This is a genomic window from Pediococcus parvulus, assembly GCF_007990205.1.
Classification (GTDB): Bacteria; Bacillota; Bacilli; order Lactobacillales; family Lactobacillaceae; genus Pediococcus; species Pediococcus parvulus.
Genome location: NZ_BJWE01000001.1, coordinates 14,289 through 32,799, shown reverse-complemented (window position 1 = coordinate 32,799; position 18,511 = coordinate 14,289). Strand labels below are relative to the sequence as shown.

Sequence of the window (18,511 nt, the reverse complement as noted above, 5' to 3'; positions counted from 1 at the left end):
TTTGAAACCTCCTTGTGATCAATCATCTACATATTGACTTAAATATTCCCAGCGATTCATCTTTTTATCAATTTTTACATCTAATTCATCAATCTTTTTTTGAAGATCGGCTAGTTTTCCATAGTCGTCAGAATTATCATTCATCTGGTTTTGAAGGTCCGCCTTCTTATTTTCCAAACCATCAATGTCAGACTCAATTGTTTGCCACTCTAACTGTTCGGCATAGGTTAATTTTATTTTTTTCTGGTGATCAGTTGGCTCGGCCTTTGATTCAACCTTTTTTCCGTCAGTAACAGTCGGTGTTTCTGGTTGATCCTGTTGTTGTAGATAATCAGTAAAGCGTCCGGTAAAGCGATTGATTTTTCCTTGACCTTCAAATATTAATAAATGTTCGGCTACCTTATTCAAAAAGTAACGATCATGAGAAACTGTAATGACAGTGCCTCGAAAATGCGTTAAGTAATCTTCCAATACGGTTAACGTACCAATATCTAAATCATTTGTAGGTTCGTCTAACAATAAGACATTTGGCTGCTGCATTAAAATTTTCAATAAGTATAAGCGCCGTTTTTCACCACCCGATAACTTTCTAATCAAAGTCCCATGCGTAGATCTTGGAAACAGAAACTGTTCTAATAAGTTGGTAACACTAATATGTTCACCGTTCGCATTCAAAACACCTGAACCAACATCACTAAGATAGCTAATGATACGTTTATCTTCTGGGATTGGTTCAATCTTTTGCGTGTAGTATCCTAGTTTAACTGTTTCGCCAATATCAATAATGCCATCGTCTATCGGTTGTAACTGCGCAATAACATTTAATAATGTGGACTTTCCAGTTCCGTTATTACCAGTAATTCCGACGCGCTCATCTGCTTGAATGAGTTCAGAAAAATCCTTTAATATGATGTGAGAACCTAAATTTAGAGACGCATGTTTAAACTCGATTACCTTTTTACCCAAACGTTGTTGTCCCAGTTGAACGGCAATATTATCCGCTGATTGCTCGGGTGCATTTACGGAACTGCTAAGGGTTTCAAACCGGTTAATTCGCGCTTGTTGCTTAGTACCGCGAGCTTGCGGTCCCCGTCGCATCCAAGCCAATTCCTGTTTATAAAGCCGTCTTTCTTTTTGTGATTGAACAGCTTCTTGTTCTTCTTGTTCAGCTTTTTTAGCAACGTAAGCTTGATAGTTGCCCGGATACTGACGGAGATTTCCAAAAGAAAGCTCCCAAATTTGATTAGCAACTCGATCCAGAAAATAACGATCATGCGTCACAATTAATAGTGCACCCTTATAAGATGTCAGGTATTGTTCTAGCCAGGCGATAGAATCGAAATCCAAATGATTCGTTGGTTCGTCCAGCATGAGGAGGTCAGGTGCTTGAATTAAGGTTTGAGCCAAATCAACTCTTTTTTGTTGACCTCCAGATAATGTACCAATTTTTTGATTAAGATCCATGATGTGAAGCTGGGTTAGAATAGTTTTAACGTCACTTTCAGCAGTCCACGCATCCTCTTGGTTCATGCGCTGTTCGGCAGATTCAAATTGCCGTTGGTTTTCAGCATCTTCGGGATCTTGGGAATATTTAGCCAAAGCTTGTTCATAAAAACGAATCGTTTTAAAAACGGTCTGTGAACCCGCAAAAACAGCATCGATAATTGTCAGGCTTTCATCTAACGCGGGTGTTTGGCGTAAATAACCGATTGTATAATTTTTGGGTGTTTCAATTTGACCAGAGTCTTGTGGATCAATATTGGCAAGGACGTTTAAAAGACTAGTTTTTCCTGTTCCATTCGTTCCGATTAAACCGATCCGGTCTTGTTCGTTAATCAAAAAATTTATTTTATTAAAAAGAGTTTTTGTGCCATACGTTTCAGTTAAATCTTCTGCTTTTAAAGTTTGCATAATTTGTCATCTTTCTAGTTTTTAGAAGCAATTCGCTTTGCTTCTAAAAGTAATTCTGATTTGCTGTTTTTAACCTTGCCTGTTAACACGTCATTTAATAATTTGGCCAGAATCTTTCCTAATTTGGGGCCAGGCGTGGTAATTCTTCTCTGAAGGAGATCCCCTCCATTGAGCCGTAATTCATGGCTATCCTTAATAGGTAAGGCCTCATACCGAGCCAAAAGTTCGCTCGTATTGACGGGAGCTGAAATGGCATTTAATACTGCCATAGCATCCGTTAAAACCGTTTTACCAGTTTGAAAAAGAATTTTTTCTGAAACTGTTCCTTGATCAATAGCTTCAAATAATTTTAAGCCATTATTGACTGCCGCAATTAATTCGTTAGAGGTTTTCCAAGCCTTTAAAAAACTGTGACTTTTGACCGCCGATAGTTTTAAGGACCGACACAGAAGTAACCAAACTTGAGTTTCGTTGATTAGTCGCACATCGGGGTGTAAGTTCAATAATTCAGATAGTGCCTTTGATTGACCCTGCAATTGTGGACAATACGCATATAAGCCGGTGTCAATGAAATAGTGAATGCCCTTCACCGGATTTTGGCCCATCATCATTTTTTCAAACTCAACCAGAATCCGTTCCACCGCAATTTTTTCTAACAATTCTGCATGATGTTTAATCGCAGTTTCTGTTGTAGCTTCAATGGCAAAATCCAGTTTGCTAGCAAAACGAATCGCGCGCATCATGCGTAAAGCATCTTCATGAAATCGTTCTTCCGGTTTGCCTACTGCTCGAAGAATGTGGTCTTGAAGATCTTGCAAACCATTAAAAAGGTCCACGACCGTTCCGTCTTCCTTAAGTGCTAAAGCATTGACAGTGAAATCCCGTCGTTTCAGATCCTCTGTTAAAGAGCGCACAAAAGTAACTTTATCAGGTCTTCGAAAATCCTGATAACCACTTTCGGTTCGAAAAGTGGTTACCTCATACTGATTGGATCCACTTAAAATCATGACTGTTCCATGCTTAATTCCTGTATCAACTGTCCGGGGAAACAATGCTTTAACTTCTGATGGATAAGCACTAGTCGCGATATCCACATCATGAATTTCATCGTTCAAAATTGTGTCGCGCACACTGCCACCCACAAAGTAGGCTTCATATCCAGCATTTTCAATTGTTTGCAAAATGGGACGTGCAGTAAGAAATTCAATCGGTAATTTTTTTATTTGCATACAAAGTTCGCCAACCTAAGTTTAAATATTTCGAGATAATGTTATCAGATTTAATCTTAACAGAAACCAGGTTTTTTTAAAATGGATACGGCCGGTTCGTCTGACGAATATGTTATGATATTGAAGTGAAGTAGGTGAAAAACATGATAAAAAAAGAACCCATTCGATTTAAGGATTTATTCATGATTATGTTAGGATGCTGTCTATATGGTTTAGGTTTAGCAGCGGTTAACATTCCCAACCATTTAGCTGAAGGTGGCGCTACTGGAATCACTTTGATTTTTCGTGCCCTTTTTCATATTGATCCGGCGTATACAACGATTTTAATTAATATTCCGCTTCTCGTTATTGGTTATCGTTTTTTAGGCAAACGTGCTCTGTACTACACAATTTTCGGGACTTTAATGTTATCTATGTGGTTGTGGATTTGGCAAAGGGTCCCCATAAACATTGATATTAGCCATGACATGTTTATTGCTGGAATTCTTGCCGGGCTTGCTGGTGGCTTTGGGAGTGGACTTGTCTATCGGTTTGGTGGTACAACTGGAGGAACAGACGTAATTGCTCGTATTATCGAGCAAAAACGTGGAATTCCAATGGGACAAACCTTATTTGCATTAGATGCGGTGGTTTTAACGATTTCACTTTGCTACATTGATATCCGTCAAATGATGTATACTCTGTTGGCAGCATTTGTATTCTCTCGAATTGTGACCTTCACGCAAGTTGGTTCATATGCAGCGCGGGGAATTTTGGTCATTAGCGAAAGTTACCAACTGATCGCTGATCAATTAATGATTGAACTGCAGCGGGGTGCAAGTTTTGTTCATGTTCAGGGTGCTTATTCAAAAGATGAGAAAAAGATGGTTTTTTGTGTCCTCTCACCAAATGAATTGAGTGAAGCCAAACGAATTGTTGATAAAATTGATCCACACGCTTTTATTTCAGTTATTGATGTTCATGAAGTTATTGGTGAGGGCTTTACTTATGATTCGCCAACTGGCCAAAAAGTTAACTAATTTTGTTAAAAAATAAAATGTCACATGTTTATCATCGTTTGAATGATAAACATGTGACATTTTTGATTGTTCTAAAATACTTTAACATCACTAAAAATTGTGGGTAAATCATTAAAATTATAGGTTTCAAGTTGCTTAATCTCATTTTCGCCATTAAAGAAAGCTGTGTAACTTCTAGAAAGCATAAGATTTAATTCTTGATCATGCGCAAACTGAACCATAATAACAGGAATATTAGCATCAAACGCAGCGCCAATTTCAAAAATTGTCCCGCTATCCGGTTGGTTAATGCCATCTGTATCCAGTTTGTAATCTAAAATGGCAACCACAGCAGTTGCGCGATGAACCTGGCGCATATCACTATTAAAAACTCCCGTTTGCCAACGAAAAGAACCAAATTCTTCACTTTCCATTTGGTGTTCCATTGGAATGAAAATATTCTTGGCATCTAAGGTAGGATTCTTAGCCAATAAATTTTGCACGGTCCGAACATGTTCCTTTTGCTTAGGACTAAAAAATGGTGCGGCAAGATAAATTTGATTACTCATTTAAAATTCTCCTGTTCTCAATTGTTTTGATTCCAAACAAAATGATTAGTTGACACGTTCTTAAAACCATTTTGCATTAAAATTGTTGATAATTGGCGACTTTTCGTATCACATTGCAAAGAACCTTTGCTTAGCTTTTTCACAATAGTTATTAATGTGTCAGAAATACCAAGTCCCTTTTGGGTAGGATCAATTAGAAGATCTAGAATCTGATTTTGATCAAATATGACAACACCATAGATAGTGCGCTCGTTAAAACTTGTCACAATTCGCATATCGTATTTTTTGGCTAGCACATTTTTAAAATGCTCAACCTGGTCATCAAAACTGGCGTTATCAAGACTCCCGAAAATTCTTTGATTGACTTTTCGCATAACCGTAACTGTTTTTTTTGCAAATTTTGGCGAATAACTTTTAATTTTGTATTGTTCAGCACTCATTACTTTTCCTCGATCTTGACTTTTATAAAATTTAAACACGAATTCTATCTTATCACAAAATGATTAAGAATCTCAAAATCCGTTAGTTTCGTAATCTTCTAACATCAGACTAAATTCTGAATCGTCAGGAACTAGGTTCAAATAGGCTTTCAAACTTTTTATCGCCCAATCAGTGTTCCCAATTTGTCTAAAGAAATAAACGGCCGCATGTAAGAAATCTGCATTATTTGTGAAAAACGGAAATGCATTTTGATAGGCTTCTTTAGCTTCAGGAATGTGTTCGAGTTTTTCATCAGAAACAGCAATATTCCAGTATATTTGTGGATCCAAATCATTTTCTTCAATGTATGGTTGCAATAAATCATAGTTATCCTGATAGCGCTGCTGAGAAATATACAGGTTACTTAATTGCACAACTGTCCGCATTTGTTCGGGATTAATTTTCAAGGCCTTTTTTAAATAACTTTCAACATCATCGTATTTTTGGAGTTGATTAGCCAGTTCCGCCGCTTGTGAGAATAAATCTTCGTTAAATTCATCAAAACCAATTCCCTCTTGCGCTGTTTTATAAGCCGCTTCAATATCACCATTTTTTTCTTGAGCCGTTGCTAAAATTGAATATAAGGACACGTAGTCTGGATTCGTTTCCCGCAGTTGGGTTAATAAATCGATTGCATTTGTGTAATCCTTTAGTTGCAAGTAAACAAATCCTTGCTGGAATAAAATATCGGGTGTTTTATTTACAGTTTTAATTTGTTCAAAGTAAGCCATACTAGTTTCGAATTTTCCCATCCCGGCATAGGCAGTCGCTAAGCGTGCCACCAAATCGACAGAAGAAAGGGTTAAAATGCCCCGCTTAATTAAAGTTAAATAATAATCGGCCGCTTTTTTATAATTTTGCATCATATTATAAAATTCACCTAGTGCAAATAACACTACTTGTTCATCAGGTGCAATTCTTTCGGCCTCTAACAGCTTTTGTTCACTTACTTCGTATAATTCCTCAGTTTGATAGAGATCGGCTGCTACGAGCAAGGATTGAAGATAAGCATCAGAGTCAGGCTTGACGGTGGCCAAATGTTGTAAAGCTTCATCTGTGTGACCTTGGCCAATTTCAATGTCCGCCAGATTAACTTGCAAAGAGTCTTCATCAGGATATTTTTCTAAGAGTTTTTCATATATTCGTTTGGCCTTGTTATCAAAGCCAAGCCCATAAAGTTCTTCAGCAAAACTGTTCAGAGTGTCATCATCATCTTTTCGAAGGGCCCAAGCATATAACCGGTTGGCTTCCTTAATGTCACCGTCTTCAATTTTTTGTAACGCTTGTTCTGAATAACTCATGTTGTCCACCTTTCATCAAAAAATAGTATCTCTATACTAAGTGTTTTGAATTTAAAAATCCAGCATAACAGTTGTTATGCTGGATCTCAAATGGAAAATTTGAAAGACTATTTAACTGCATCCTTCAATGCTTTTCCTGGTTTAAATGCAGGTACCTTGCTAGCCGGAATTTGAATTTCCTTACCAGTTTGAGGGTTACGTCCCTTACGTGCAGCACGTTGACGTACTTCAAAGTTACCGAAACCGATCAATTGAACCTTCTCACCTTTTGCTAAAGTGGATTGAACTGAGCCAAATACAGCATCTACAGCTGCGGCAGCATCCTTTTTAGTTAAACCAGTTTTTGATGCAACATCATCTACTAATTGAGCTTTGTTTGCCATGTGATTCACCTCCTAGGAAAAATTGAGTTGATGACTTAATCATCAACTTTATCAATCTTGAGTGGTCCAAGATTGACGAAACAATAACCCTGAACGGTATTATTTCAATTTCAAAGATATCACAGGAAGACTGTTATGACAAGGCTTTTCATCTTAATTATCAAAAAAATAAGCGTTTTCTTTAAAAAACAAGCACATCATTGACAATTACTTACGATGACGCTCAATTAAGTGAATTGGTGTTCCAGAAAAATCAAACACTTCCCGAATCCGATTTTCCAAAAATCTTTCGTATGAAAAGTGCATCATATCTGGGTCATTCACAAAGATGACAAAGGTCGGCGGCTCTGTACTTACCTGTGTGCCGTAATAGACACGAAGCCGTTTGCCATTATCACTTGGTGTTGGATTAATAGCAATCGCATCCATAAGCACATCATTAAGTGTTGATGATTGCACACGGCGCCGATGGTTCTCATCAACTCGTTTAATTAATTCTGGTAACTGACCTAGTCGTTGTTTAGTAACGGCAGAAACGAAGATAATTGGTGCGTAGCTTAAGTAAGCAAATTGATCACGAATTCCAGCTTCAAATTCATGAAGCGTATGATTATCCTTTTTTAAAGTATCCCATTTGTTAACAACGATGATGATTCCCCGACCGGCCTCATGCGCATAACCGGCAATTCGTTTGTCTTGTTCGCGAATTCCTTCTTCAGCATTTAGAACTACTAACACCACATTACTGTTATCAATAGCTTTCATTGCACGCATGACACTATATCTTTCAGTATTTTCGTAAACTTTACCCTTTTTTCGCATACCAGCGGTGTCAACCATGGTAAAGTCGTTTCCTTCAGGCGTTGTAAACTTCGTATCAATTGCGTCACGAGTCGTGCCTGCAATATCAGATACGATGACCCGGTCTTCCCCTAACAATGCATTGACAATAGACGATTTCCCCACATTAGGACGGCCAATTAAACTAAAACGGATGGAGTCATCTTTTTCATCAGTATCTGAATCAGGAAATTCTTTAACGATAGCATCCAATAAGTCACCTAAACCAAGACCATGACTCCCAGAAATTGGATAGGGATCACCAAATCCTAGACTATAGAAGTCATAAATTTCTTGACGTAACTCCGCATTATCCACTTTATTAACAGCTAGAATAACAGGTTTATCGGCTTTATATAAAATACGAGCTACTTTTTCGTCAGCATCAGTAATGCCCTCTTTAACGCTTACAAGAAAAACGATGACATCAGCCTCATCGATTGCAATCTCTGCTTGGTCTTGAATTTGATTCACAAATGGTTCATCGCTAATATCGATACCACCAGTATCAATCACACTGAATTCATGTCCGACCCATTCACTATGTGCGTAAATACGGTCACGAGTTACACCAGGAGTGTCTTCAACGATCGAAATACGATCTCCCACTACCCGGTTAAAAATTGTTGATTTTCCCACATTGGGACGGCCAACAATGGCAACAATAGGATTTGCCATAGTAGAACCTCACTTTCTAGTTTATAAAAAAGGCTGTGAAATAATCACAGCCCCAGTAATTGTTATTTTAAATTACTTTTCGTCATTATCCTGGCTACCTTTAAGTTCATTACCAATTAAATCGCCTAATGTAAATCCAGTACTTTCCTCAGGTGCATCGTTCTTGTAGTTATTAGCTGCAGGACGGCTGCTGCGAGAATTACGTTGTTTAGGTTCTGACTTAGGTGCTTCTTCCAAAGCTTTGATTGAGAGTGCCAATCGATGAGCATCTGGATGAACTTCCAAAACCTTAACCTTGATCTTGTCACCAGTCTTTAAGACATCACTAGGACTATCAATGTGTTTGTGAGAGATTTGTGAAATGTGAACTAATCCTTCAACACCAGGGAATACTTCAACAAAAGCACCGAAATCAGTCAAACGTTTAACAGTACCATTCAAAACAGAACCAGCAGCTGCCTTTTCTTCGATATCATCCCAAGGTCCAGGCAATGTCTGTTTCAATGACAATGAAATACGGCCACGGTCTTCATCAATTGCAAGAACCTTCACATTGATTTTTTGACCAACTTTTAATTTATCTGAAGGTTTATTAACATGCTCATAAGCAATTTCAGAAACATGGACTAATCCATCAACACCACCAAGGTCTACGAAAGCACCAAAGTTTGTTAAACGAGCTACAGTTCCTTCAACAATGTCGCCAGCTTGAAGATGTGACATTAATTCTTCACGTTTAGCAGCATTCTCTTCTTGAACAATTGCCTTATGAGACAAGATCAAACGGTTGTCAGCTGGATTAACTTCAATAATCTTTAACTTCAATGTTTGATCTTTGTATACATTAAGATCTTCAACATAACGATCTTCAATCATCGAAGCTGGAATAAATCCACGAACACCAGCATCAACAACTAAACCGCCCTTAACAACTTGGGTAACAGGTGCTTCAATTTCAACACCACCGTCAGCCTTTTTCTGAATTTCGTCCCAAACTTTGCGGGCTTCAATACGACGATGAGAAAGTAAGTAACTGCCGCCCTCTTTGTCATTCCCAATTTTTGAAACAACAACAAGATCCAACTTGTCACCAACTTTAACGGCGTCGTTGATATCATCAATGTGAGCAGTTGAGAGCTCACGTAATGGAATTACGCCTTCAACACCGGTACCTTCAATACCCACAATAACTTGTTTGTCATCGTCAATGTCCAAAACTTCACCTTTTACGACATCACCGATTTTTACTTCTTCCACACTATTAAGTGCGTTTAATAAATCATTATTTTGACCTGATTCGTTTTCGCTCATTACGAATTTCCTCCTTAACAACACTATACTATTCTATCATAGCTGAATTTGCTGATAAAAGCTAGTTAAATAAATCAGAAATCTTATTTTATTTTTTCATTAATGATTTTTGTAATCTCATCAACAACTTGTTCAACGCTCATTGAGGTTGTATCAACTTCGATTGCATCACTTGCCTTGGTTAGCGGCGACACTTTTCGGGTTGAATCTTTATGATCCCGAATTTCAATTTCCTTTTTTAATTGCTCTAAAGGCGTCTCAATTCCCTTACCCATATTTTCTTTGTAACGCCGTTCAGCACGCTCAGAGACACTGGCAATCAGAAATATTTTGACTGGTGCGTTTGGTAAAACAGCTGTACCAATGTCACGGCCGTCCATTACAATGCTGCTTTGTTTAGCGATATCTCTTTGACGATTAACTAGCTCTGCCCGAACACCACCTAAACTAGCAATTGTTGAAACAGAATTCGTAATTTTTGGCTGGCGAATAGCCTCTGTTATTTCATTACCGTCAATGAACACATGCTGAACTGGATCACCTGGTTGAAAAGAGATCTGTGTCTGCTTTAACATGGCCACAACTGCAGACTCATCTGTCAATTCGATTTGGCTTTGAATGGCTTTTAATGTGACAGCCCGATACATCGCACCCGTGTCACAATAAATATAGCCAAATTTTTTTGCTACTAATTTGGCAACTGTGCTTTTTCCAGCAGATGCTGGTCCGTCAATTGCAACCTGTATCTTCTGATTTTCCATGAATAAACAACCCCTAATTTAATTATTTAACCCGTAAACGTTGTCCAGGCTTTAACTCAGAGCTACTTGTTAAACCATTAAGCTCCATTAATTTTTGTTGTGAAATACCATTATTTACAGCAATTCTATATAGTCCTTCTCCAGCAGGAACAGTCACATATTTTTTGGTTGTGCTACTTGATGAACTAGAGCTAGAGCTAGAGCTAGAACTACTACTAGAACTTGAACTAGACGAACTGGAACTGCTAGATGCTTTTGAAGCAGAGATAGCCGCAGCTTTGGAACTTGACACAGCTAAAGAGCTGCTTTTAGCTTTCTCACTCGATGCCTTTTCTGCTTTAGATTTGCTTTTGCTTTCAGAACTAGCTAACTTCTTAGAAGATTTTGCAGCAGCCTTATCAGCAATTGCTTTACTGGAAGCGCTAGCCTTTCTTTTTGACGAAGCAATTTGAGCATTTGTTTGTGGTCGATTAAAATTGTTTTGATTATACTTATAAAACACAATTGGTGAAATGAATAATAAAACCACCAAAATTCCGACTACCGTGACAATTAATTTAGTGTAGCGGTATGATTTACGATTTGCCCTTCTTGAAGGCGAACCCATAGGATTATCAGTGCTAGATCGTTGTTTTTCCGTTTGCTTATCATCAGAATTGGTATTTTTATTTTGACTCATTTTCATTCCTCCTAGAAAAAACTACCAGAACAATTGTAACATATCGACTAATTTTCGTGTTTAATTTTTCTGTGAAAATAATTGGTTCAAACGTGTTTGCCACGGAATTAAAGATGATCCATAGGCTATTTTTCCCCCAGGGATATCCTTAGTATCTAAATGAAGTGTTGAAATTGCATCTAATGCACAATCGATCCCACAACATTGTTCATCATGCTTAGGCTCTTCCTCATCAAAATGTGCCAATAAATTTTGACGTAAACAACCATTTTCGTTTACAAAAGCCAACATTTTCATCAAATTAGTTTGTTTAGCTAACTGACGATTCTCAAAAATTTTGCTGACCTCTTGTGCTGATTTATTCTGATTACGATAATAATCCAATAATTGTTTTTGGTCAGGTTCAAATGATGCGCGACTTTCTGGTTTCATAAAGAACGTTTGGACATTTGTTGCACTCGGGAAACTGGCCATGTTGAGCGTACTGGGAATATATTCATCGCCAGCAGTGTACAGTAAAATTGCAATACTTTCCTGCTGATCTCGACCTGCCCGACCAATTTCTTGAAGATAATCTTCTAAATTTCCGGGCATGTGATAATGAATCACGAAGCGAATATTATTTTTATCAATCCCCATTCCAAATGCACTAGTGGCACAAATCACGTCTAATTTACCTTGCATAAATTGTTGCTGGATACGATAACGATCTTGTAAGTCAATATCTGCGTGATAAGCAGCAACTGATCGACCACTTTGCTGGCCGATTAGTTCCGTCATTTGATTGGCAATTTTCTTACTTGAAAAGTAAACGATACCAGATCCACCAAGTGTTTGTAATAATTTTATTAATTTTTCTTTTTTCTCAGCTGATGTTTGACAATGTTCAACTTCCAAATAGATGTTCGGACGATCAACTGAATAAACAACCTGTTCAACTTGATCACTTGCAAGCGCCATTTTTTGGATAATATCTTGGCGTACTGCTTCAGTAGCTGTTGCGGTTAACATTAAAGTCGTAGGCGTCCCTAGTTGTTTACGAAGATCCTTTAGTTTTAAATAATCCGGGCGAAAATCCGGCCCCCATTGGGAAAGACAGTGGGCCTCATCAATAACAAACAACCCAAAAGTCAATCGTCGTAAAGCGTTCAAAACTTCCGGTTGGTTTGCCATTTCGGGAGAAAGATAAATAAATCGATAATCTTGAAGATGATTGAGTGCAAACTGGCGTTGATTATGATCCAACTTGGAGGTTAAGCCAATAACATGTTTTTCACCAAGACGGTTGAGCCGGGCAACCTGATCGTCAATTAATGAAATTAGTGGAGAAATGACAAGAATGGGTTGTCTCAATAGATACCCCAAAAGTTGATAAACTAAAGATTTTCCGGTTCCTGTTGGAAGGACAGCTAAAACATTTTCTTTCAAGCAAAGCCGATGTATTATATCAAGTTGGCCCGGTTTAAACTCGGAAAAACCAAATTTGCTCTGTAATATTTTGTATAACTGTTTATCATCAATTTGCATATTGAATGTGCCCTCTTTCAATCTGAAGTAAACGAAATTCAAAAAAAGAAAACTGCGAGTCTAATTTTGAAACTTCGTCAAATTGCCACTGATTGATAGTACGCGCACCCAAATAAGTTTCTAAATCTGAAGAAAACTTATTTGGAAGAATCAACTGAAAGGGAAAACTCGGTGTTAGAATGGCAGCTTCTAGTAAATGCTCCTTGATTGTATTTAGCTTCACCCGCCGACAATTTGCAACTGCTTGAAGATTAGTGTTTTTTAAATAAAGTTGATAAGACAATGCACTACTAGTTGAAAGTGCAGATGTTGTGAGCCATGGGGACACTATTTGTTGGCATAAAAAATGGGTATCTGAGTCTGCAGAAGCCCACTTCACAAATGCAGCAACGAGCGAAAGACTCCGTAATTTCCAGTTAAATGGCGTTACGTTTAACGCTGTTTCAATTTGCTGATCCGTTAAGCCGAAATCGTCATGACCAATCATGCTATTGGTAAAAGCATTCGCTTCATCAGCAGGAATTGTCAACAAAAAATCTGTCAATTCGGCGTGCAACTTTCTAGGCAGTTCTATTGATTTGTTTTTAACAAACCACTGTTTAGCTCGAGCCATGGTCTGTCCAGAATATTGTAACGGATAATAACGGTTATTTTGATAAGAAAATTCAGATGTGATTTGAATAACTAAATTTAAACATTGCTGAATATTATTGAGATTTGTATGTAAGCCAATTCCACGGAAGTGAAATTGAGAAATATAATCTATAACCGATTTTTGTTCTTGTTTTCCAGTCTTTGTGAGTAAAACTTTACCATCCTGCTGACTTTCAATTAGACCTCTTTTGTGTAGCCTTTTAAGTGCCAACTCAAAATCGTCAGCAGATAACTTGGAAAACAAATTAAAAAAAGGCAGAAGACCATATTGTGCTCCCCAAAAAAGGTTGGACACGGTTCTTCTCCCAATTAGATTATTCAAGAGTACCTTGGGCCGCCGCCATTCTTCAGTACTCAAAAACTGTAATAAAAAATCTGAAAATGTTAAATCCTTTTTCATGATTACCTACCGTCGTGTTAATCGATTAACTTCGTCAGGTTTTAAAGAACGCCATTCGCCCGATTGCAATCCATCTAATGTTAAGAAGCCATACTTCTCACGTTTTAACTTGGTAACAGGATGACCAATTTTTTCGAACATTTTTTTCACCTGATGATTACGCCCTTCATGAATCGTGATTTCAACAATGGCCGTTTTTTTGTCCAAATCTGAACTCATGATTTTGGTTTTTGCAGGAGCTGTCACCTTTTTATCGATGCGCACACCGTGTCTAAGCTTCTCTAATTGATCATTAGTTGGAATACCTTCGACTTTGGCAACATATGTTTTTTCAAACTTATATTTTGGATGAGTTAGTTTGTTTGCTAAATTGCCATCATTGGTCATCAATAAAATACCTGAAGTATCATAATCCAAACGACCTACTGGATAAATTCTTTGTCGGACATCTGGAAAATAACTCATAACCGTTTTACGATTTTTCTCATCTTTAACGCTGGAAATCACACCACGTGGCTTGTAAAAAAGAAGATAAACAAGTTTTTCACGTTGCAAAGGAACCCCATCAACTTCAATGTGATCGTCATCGTCAACTTTAGTTCCTAATACTTTAGTTGTCTGACCGTTAACCTTCACATGACCTGTCGTAATCAAGGTCTCTGACTTCCGTCGAGAGGCGACCCCCGCTTCTGCCATTACTTTTTGTAATCTTTCACTTGCCATCTATTTTGCCTCATTTTCATGTAATTTTTCGTTAAACTGTTTTAAATACAGATCACCGTTATCATCCAGATTATCTGGCTGAATGTCTGGTAACTTTGGTAAATTCTGCAGATTATCTAATCCAAAATAATCCAGAAAATAATCTGTTGTTTGATAAAGAATGGGTCTGCCAGGTTCATCTAGTCTACCAGCCTCATTAATTAAATTACGAATCGTCAACTTCTGGAGCATCGATCCACTTTGAACGCCACGAATATCATCAATTTCAAGTCTCGTAATGGGCTGTTTATAAGCAATTATCGCAAGCACCTCAAGAGAGGCTGGTGATAATTTTGTTAGCTGCGGTGCATCAAAATAATTTTTAATTACTGAGGACATTTCAGCCTTAGTTGCTAGTCGATAAACTTTGCCAAAATTCAAAACAGTTAAAGCAGAGTCTGGATCTTTTTGGTACTTTTTGGCTAATTTATCTAACATTGCTGTTACAGCTGGCTTCATAAAACCAGTCATTTCTGAAAGATCAGCAACGCTTAGCCCATCTTCACCACTGACAAATAAAAGGGCTTCTACTTTTTGTAAATTACTTACCATCTTCTACTTCACCCAAATTAAATAATTTAATGGTTCCCAATTGATCATCTTGTTGGAAAGTTAATTGCCGTTTTTTGACCATTTCTAGCATCGCCATGAACGTCACTACAACACCTGACACACTCACACTGGTTTCAAAAAGAGAGTCAAATATAATTCCATCTGGATGGCCTTGTAACGACCTTTTAATATAATGTGTCCTTTCAACAATGGAAATTGAATCCTCTGCAACAGTTCGATGAATAGGTTGCGCATTTTCTTGTCTGATTAAAACCTTTTGAAATGCTTGTTGCAGCACTTTTAACGTGAGGCCAGGTGCCAAATGAGCTAATTTCATACCTTGGGGAACTGCTGATTCTTCCCTTGTATAATATTGATCACGTTTTCTTTCTTGATCCTGAAGTTCTTTTGCTGCTTGCTGATATTTTTGATACTCCACTAACTGAGTTACTAAATCCAAACGAGGATCAGAATTTTCCTCAGAATCATCTTCTGAATTGAACTCAGTCGGTAAAAGTAGTTTACTTTTGATTTTCATCAAAGTTGCCGCCATGATTAAGTATTCACCTGCAATGTCCAACTGCAACTGTTGATTACGATGCAGATAGGCCAAATATTGTGAAGTGATTTCAGAAATTTGGATATCATAAATATCCATTTTTGCCTGTTTAATCAAATGCAATAACAAATCAAGTGGGCCTTCAAAATCATTAATCTTTACGTTTGGTAAAGTCTCTAAATGATCAGTGTTCTTGTTTTTCATTTTTTGCTTTTTCCCACCTTGCTAATGCAGGCGTTGTTTCAATCGTTCCCATCATTTGCAGGTCTGGATAATAGTTAGCTAACGAATCAAAAATATCACTTTCGTTGGCCTCCGTTTGCTGTTGAGGAATGAATGCCAAATGATGAATCATCAGATAGTGATCTTGTTTTTCAACGCCTACTAATCCGATAAAATCGCCACTTTCATTCTTTTGCAGATATAAATTACGATCATCATTAGTGGCATACCACTCTAGTTCGTGGTTAATGCGATCAATATCTTTAAGCCCTGGAATGAACGACAACAATCCCATAACTATTTTTTGGAAAGATTCTCTATATTTTACTAACAAGTTGAACTCAGCCTCCTAGGGGTCTGTTCAATTAAAAACATAAGTGTTACTAATAACTTTACCATATTTTAAAGATACCCACAATTTTGCTCATGCTCGTGGATGGTATTTGTTGTATACATCGGTCAAATGTTTTTTTGTTACATGAGTATAAATTTGGGTAGTCGAAATATCAGCGTGACCAAGCAATTCTTGAACAGTTCTTAAATCTGCACCATTTTCTAGTAAAGTAGTCGCAAAAGAGTGGCGTAGTGTATGAGGGGTAACATCTTTTTCGATACCTGCTTTTTTGACTATGACTTTTAGATTTTTCCATATTCCCTGTCTGGTCAATTGTCTACCGTGATTGTTCAAAAAAACATAGGGGCTTTCTCGGCCATGTAATAACTGAATTCGTGCATCTGTTAAATAACTTTCTAGCCATTGAATAGCGACATCGCCAATGGGAATAATTCGTTGCTTATTTCCTTTCCCAATTGTTGAAATTAGACCCATTTCTAAACGTAAATCATCTAGTTTGAGGTTCGCAGCCTCACTCACCCGTAAACCGGTGGCATACATAACTTCTAACAGTGTTCGATCACGTACACCCAACTTCTTATGAGTGTCTGGGACTTTTAAAAGTGATTCAACTTCGGCAGCACTCAATACTTGAGGTAAATGATGAGCTGATTTTGGTGTGTCAATTTTTAACATTGGATCCATTGTGATTTTATTTTGAGCCATTAAATAATTAAAGAATTGGCGTAAACTTGTCACAGTATGAATCACTGAATTTCTTGATTTATTTTGATCATCACAAAATTTTAAGTAGTTCAAAATAGTGTACCGATCAATTTGATTAAATTCTGAAATTTTTTGAATTTTCAAAAAATCAAAAAATTCTGTCAATTCCTGACGGTAGGAAATAATGGTATTTTTAGTTAATCCCTGTTCCACCAGGAGGGCATGTAAATAATCTTGAAGTTCATTGTCCATTAATATCTCACTGCACTTCTTCTTTTAATTTTAATTGACCATCTTCTTGTGTCACAGCCCCTGCCTTTAGTAAATGGCCAACGGCTCGTTTGAATTGTCCCTTACTGATTCCAAATTCAGTTTTGATTTCAGCTGGACTACTTTTATCAGTAAAAGGTAAGGCATGGGTTTCATCATGTTGGAGCATTGCTAAAAGCATTGCAGCATCATCACCAATTGCTTCATAGCTACGCGGTTTTAAAGAAAGGTTTAAAGTCCCGTCGGGGTGAATACCAATTACGCGTGCAGAGACTTCTTCTCCTAACCGTGGTTCTTGATCCCGCTCATTAGGATGAATAAAACCTAAGTAGTAGTCACTGGTGATAACCAGTGTGCCCACTAATTTCAGACGATAAACAGTTGCTTTCAAATTTTTATTTTTCAATGTTTTGGGGGCCTTTTGCGAAATTTCTTGGAAAGTTGTTTCATCTGCCAAGGTTCCCCACATTCGATTTTTTCGATCAATCCGAAGACTAATCATCAGATGATCACCTTGTTGTGGCCATAGACTTTTAATGGTCGGCAATTCATCAAGTGAAACCACCATATCCTTGTTGGGCAACCCAATGTCCACAAATACACCCAAATCACGGCGACTTTGAACGACCGTTCCAAATCCCATTCTGCCGACTTGGATTTTGGGTACATTTGAAGTGATTTGTAGTTTATGATCTTCATTTTCATAAGCAAAGCCTTGAAAATGCCCGCCAATATGCAATGGTTTGATTGATTCCGTTTTATCTAGTTGAAAAACAACGCCTTCATTTTGAAGAAAGTAATATTTTTCGTTTTCATCAGTCATCTTTACATCAATGACTCGTCCTAATAAATTGTTCATGATAACTCCTTAAAATTAAATTTTTACGTTAAGTATTTGAAGGATGCAGAATGCAATTCCTGAAGCAATAATGGGTCCCGCCGCGATGCCCTTTAAAAAGACAACACCAAGAATAGTCCCAAAAACCAAAGCAACTGTCACCTCTGGTGAGACCGCAAGAAAACTAACACCTCGTGCCGAAAGAATTGATACTAATATACCACAAAATACTGCAATCCACCCGACCGGAGATTTAAAAGCATTTATCAGATCTTGAAAACCAATTCGACCGGTTGCAATGGGAATCAAAATAGCAATAGAAATAATAGTAACACCCCAGTTAATTCCTTGTTTTTCAACCAATTGTAATATTCTTTGCGAATTAGGAATTGCCATTATTATCAAAACTACGGCTGCCGCGACAATTAGCGACTGATTCTTTCCCCAAATGGCAATAGCTAAAATACCAATTAAAAATAGCCAGCTTCCCATGTAATTCTTCACCCTTTCACTTCAACTATGTATTA

20 protein-coding genes are annotated in these 18,511 nt (G+C 37.5%); 1 reads left to right on the top strand and 19 read right to left on the bottom strand.

Going from position 1 to position 18,511, the window contains the following annotated elements; genetic code table 11:
* Positions 1–18 precede the first annotated feature (18 nt).
* A complete protein-coding gene (locus tag PPA04_RS00145) occupies positions 19–1,911 on the bottom strand; it encodes an ABC-F family ATP-binding cassette domain-containing protein (protein ID WP_057782303.1) in 1,893 nt (630 codons plus the stop codon).
* 14 nt (positions 1,912–1,925) lie between these two features.
* A complete protein-coding gene (locus PPA04_RS00140) occupies positions 1,926–3,140 on the bottom strand; it encodes a CCA tRNA nucleotidyltransferase (RefSeq protein WP_057782301.1) in 1,215 nt (404 codons plus the stop codon).
* A 143-nt stretch (positions 3,141–3,283) separates the two neighbouring features.
* Here PPA04_RS00140 and PPA04_RS00135 point away from each other — a divergent pair, with 143 nt between their 5' ends.
* Positions 3,284–4,159 carry a YitT family protein gene (locus PPA04_RS00135; RefSeq protein WP_057782299.1) on the top strand — a complete coding sequence of 292 codons (876 nt, stop codon included), beginning with the start codon at positions 3,284–3,286 and terminating at the stop codon, positions 4,157–4,159.
* A 71-nt stretch (positions 4,160–4,230) separates the two neighbouring features.
* Here PPA04_RS00135 and PPA04_RS00130 read toward each other — a convergent pair whose 3' ends face one another.
* The 17 genes from PPA04_RS00130 to PPA04_RS00050 all read right to left on the bottom strand — a co-directional run bounded on the left by PPA04_RS00130 (position 4,231) and on the right by PPA04_RS00050 (position 18,476).
* Positions 4,231–4,707 (bottom strand): nucleoside 2-deoxyribosyltransferase, encoded by a 477-nt coding sequence (locus PPA04_RS00130; RefSeq protein ID WP_057782297.1) that lies wholly within the window; start codon positions 4,705–4,707, stop codon positions 4,231–4,233.
* 17 nt (positions 4,708–4,724) lie between these two features.
* A complete protein-coding gene (locus tag PPA04_RS00125) occupies positions 4,725–5,147 on the bottom strand; it encodes a hypothetical protein (RefSeq protein ID WP_057782295.1) in 423 nt (140 codons plus the stop codon).
* A gap of 72 nt (positions 5,148–5,219) precedes the next feature.
* The gene (locus PPA04_RS00120; RefSeq protein WP_057782293.1) at positions 5,220–6,488 is read right to left on the bottom strand and encodes a tetratricopeptide repeat protein; all 1,269 of its coding nucleotides are present in this window, start codon (positions 6,486–6,488) and stop codon (positions 5,220–5,222) included.
* Positions 6,489–6,595: 107 nt separating this feature from the next.
* Entirely contained in the window at positions 6,596–6,871 is a 276-nt protein-coding gene (hbs, locus tag PPA04_RS00115) for a non-specific DNA-binding protein Hbs (protein ID WP_046871107.1), read from the bottom strand.
* 207 nt (positions 6,872–7,078) lie between these two features.
* On the bottom strand, positions 7,079–8,389 hold the full coding sequence (gene der, locus PPA04_RS00110) for a ribosome biogenesis GTPase Der (protein WP_057782291.1): 1,311 nt from the start codon (positions 8,387–8,389) through the stop codon (positions 7,079–7,081).
* A gap of 72 nt (positions 8,390–8,461) precedes the next feature.
* Complete coding sequence (rpsA, locus tag PPA04_RS00105; RefSeq protein WP_057782289.1) at positions 8,462–9,700, bottom strand: 30S ribosomal protein S1; 1,239 nt, start codon at positions 9,698–9,700, stop codon at positions 8,462–8,464.
* Positions 9,701–9,783: 83 nt separating this feature from the next.
* Entirely contained in the window at positions 9,784–10,461 is a 678-nt protein-coding gene (gene cmk, locus PPA04_RS00100) for a (d)CMP kinase (protein ID WP_057782287.1), read from the bottom strand.
* A 22-nt stretch (positions 10,462–10,483) separates the two neighbouring features.
* Positions 10,484–11,140, bottom strand: a complete 657-nt coding sequence (locus PPA04_RS00095; RefSeq protein WP_057782286.1) for a LysM peptidoglycan-binding domain-containing protein — start codon at positions 11,138–11,140, stop codon at positions 10,484–10,486.
* 60 nt (positions 11,141–11,200) lie between these two features.
* Entirely contained in the window at positions 11,201–12,667 is a 1,467-nt protein-coding gene (locus PPA04_RS00090; protein WP_057782283.1) for a RecQ family ATP-dependent DNA helicase, read from the bottom strand.
* A complete protein-coding gene (locus PPA04_RS00085) occupies positions 12,657–13,721 on the bottom strand; it encodes a helix-turn-helix domain-containing protein (protein ID WP_057782281.1) in 1,065 nt (354 codons plus the stop codon). The genes PPA04_RS00090 and PPA04_RS00085 overlap by 11 nt, the downstream gene beginning before the upstream one ends.
* Positions 13,722–13,727: 6 nt before the next feature.
* On the bottom strand, positions 13,728–14,444 hold the full coding sequence (locus tag PPA04_RS00080) for a pseudouridine synthase (protein ID WP_057782279.1): 717 nt from the start codon (positions 14,442–14,444) through the stop codon (positions 13,728–13,730).
* Positions 14,445–15,035 (bottom strand): SMC-Scp complex subunit ScpB, encoded by a 591-nt coding sequence (scpB, locus tag PPA04_RS00075; protein WP_057782277.1) that lies wholly within the window; start codon positions 15,033–15,035, stop codon positions 14,445–14,447.
* Entirely contained in the window at positions 15,025–15,798 is a 774-nt protein-coding gene (locus PPA04_RS00070) for a segregation and condensation protein A (protein WP_057782276.1), read from the bottom strand. Before PPA04_RS00070 ends, scpB begins: the two co-directional genes overlap by 11 nt.
* Positions 15,779–16,150, bottom strand: a complete 372-nt coding sequence (locus PPA04_RS00065; RefSeq protein WP_057782275.1) for a hypothetical protein — start codon at positions 16,148–16,150, stop codon at positions 15,779–15,781. Before PPA04_RS00065 ends, PPA04_RS00070 begins: the two co-directional genes overlap by 20 nt.
* Before the next feature lie 90 nt (positions 16,151–16,240).
* A complete protein-coding gene (xerD, locus tag PPA04_RS00060) occupies positions 16,241–17,128 on the bottom strand; it encodes a site-specific tyrosine recombinase XerD (RefSeq protein ID WP_057782273.1) in 888 nt (295 codons plus the stop codon).
* A gap of 7 nt (positions 17,129–17,135) precedes the next feature.
* Positions 17,136–18,005: a CvfB family protein gene (locus PPA04_RS00055; protein WP_057782271.1), complete on the bottom strand. Its 870-nt coding sequence runs from the start codon at positions 18,003–18,005 to the stop codon at positions 17,136–17,138.
* A 15-nt stretch (positions 18,006–18,020) separates the two neighbouring features.
* Positions 18,021–18,476, bottom strand: a complete 456-nt coding sequence (locus tag PPA04_RS00050) for a DUF441 domain-containing protein (protein ID WP_057782269.1) — start codon at positions 18,474–18,476, stop codon at positions 18,021–18,023.
* Positions 18,477–18,511 lie beyond the last annotated feature (35 nt).

Bases quoted from the DNA above. Each gene is read 5' to 3' on its own strand.
- PPA04_RS00145 (WP_057782303.1), bottom strand. From the start codon at position 1,911: ATGCAAACTTTAAAAGCAGAAGATTTAACTGAAACGTATGGCACAAAA.
- PPA04_RS00140 (WP_057782301.1), bottom strand. From the start codon at position 3,140: ATGCAAATAAAAAAATTACCGATTGAATTTCTTACTGCACGTCCCATT.
- PPA04_RS00135 (WP_057782299.1), top strand. From the start codon at position 3,284: ATGATAAAAAAAGAACCCATTCGATTTAAGGATTTATTCATGATTATG.
- PPA04_RS00130 (WP_057782297.1), bottom strand. From the start codon at position 4,707: ATGAGTAATCAAATTTATCTTGCCGCACCATTTTTTAGTCCTAAGCAA.
- PPA04_RS00125 (WP_057782295.1), bottom strand. From the start codon at position 5,147: ATGAGTGCTGAACAATACAAAATTAAAAGTTATTCGCCAAAATTTGCA.
- PPA04_RS00120 (WP_057782293.1), bottom strand. From the start codon at position 6,488: ATGAGTTATTCAGAACAAGCGTTACAAAAAATTGAAGACGGTGACATT.
- hbs (WP_046871107.1), bottom strand. From the start codon at position 6,871: ATGGCAAACAAAGCTCAATTAGTAGATGATGTTGCATCAAAAACTGGT.
- der (WP_057782291.1), bottom strand. From the start codon at position 8,389: ATGGCAAATCCTATTGTTGCCATTGTTGGCCGTCCCAATGTGGGAAAA.
- rpsA (WP_057782289.1), bottom strand. From the start codon at position 9,700: ATGAGCGAAAACGAATCAGGTCAAAATAATGATTTATTAAACGCACTT.
- cmk (WP_057782287.1), bottom strand. From the start codon at position 10,461: ATGGAAAATCAGAAGATACAGGTTGCAATTGACGGACCAGCATCTGCT.
- PPA04_RS00095 (WP_057782286.1), bottom strand. From the start codon at position 11,140: ATGAGTCAAAATAAAAATACCAATTCTGATGATAAGCAAACGGAAAAA.
- PPA04_RS00090 (WP_057782283.1), bottom strand. From the start codon at position 12,667: ATGCAAATTGATGATAAACAGTTATACAAAATATTACAGAGCAAATTT.
- PPA04_RS00085 (WP_057782281.1), bottom strand. From the start codon at position 13,721: ATGAAAAAGGATTTAACATTTTCAGATTTTTTATTACAGTTTTTGAGT.
- PPA04_RS00080 (WP_057782279.1), bottom strand. From the start codon at position 14,444: ATGGCAAGTGAAAGATTACAAAAAGTAATGGCAGAAGCGGGGGTCGCC.
- scpB (WP_057782277.1), bottom strand. From the start codon at position 15,035: ATGGTAAGTAATTTACAAAAAGTAGAAGCCCTTTTATTTGTCAGTGGT.
- PPA04_RS00070 (WP_057782276.1), bottom strand. From the start codon at position 15,798: ATGAAAAACAAGAACACTGATCATTTAGAGACTTTACCAAACGTAAAG.
- xerD (WP_057782273.1), bottom strand. From the start codon at position 17,128: ATGGACAATGAACTTCAAGATTATTTACATGCCCTCCTGGTGGAACAG.
- PPA04_RS00055 (WP_057782271.1), bottom strand. From the start codon at position 18,005: ATGAACAATTTATTAGGACGAGTCATTGATGTAAAGATGACTGATGAA.
- PPA04_RS00050 (WP_057782269.1), bottom strand. From the start codon at position 18,476: ATGGGAAGCTGGCTATTTTTAATTGGTATTTTAGCTATTGCCATTTGG.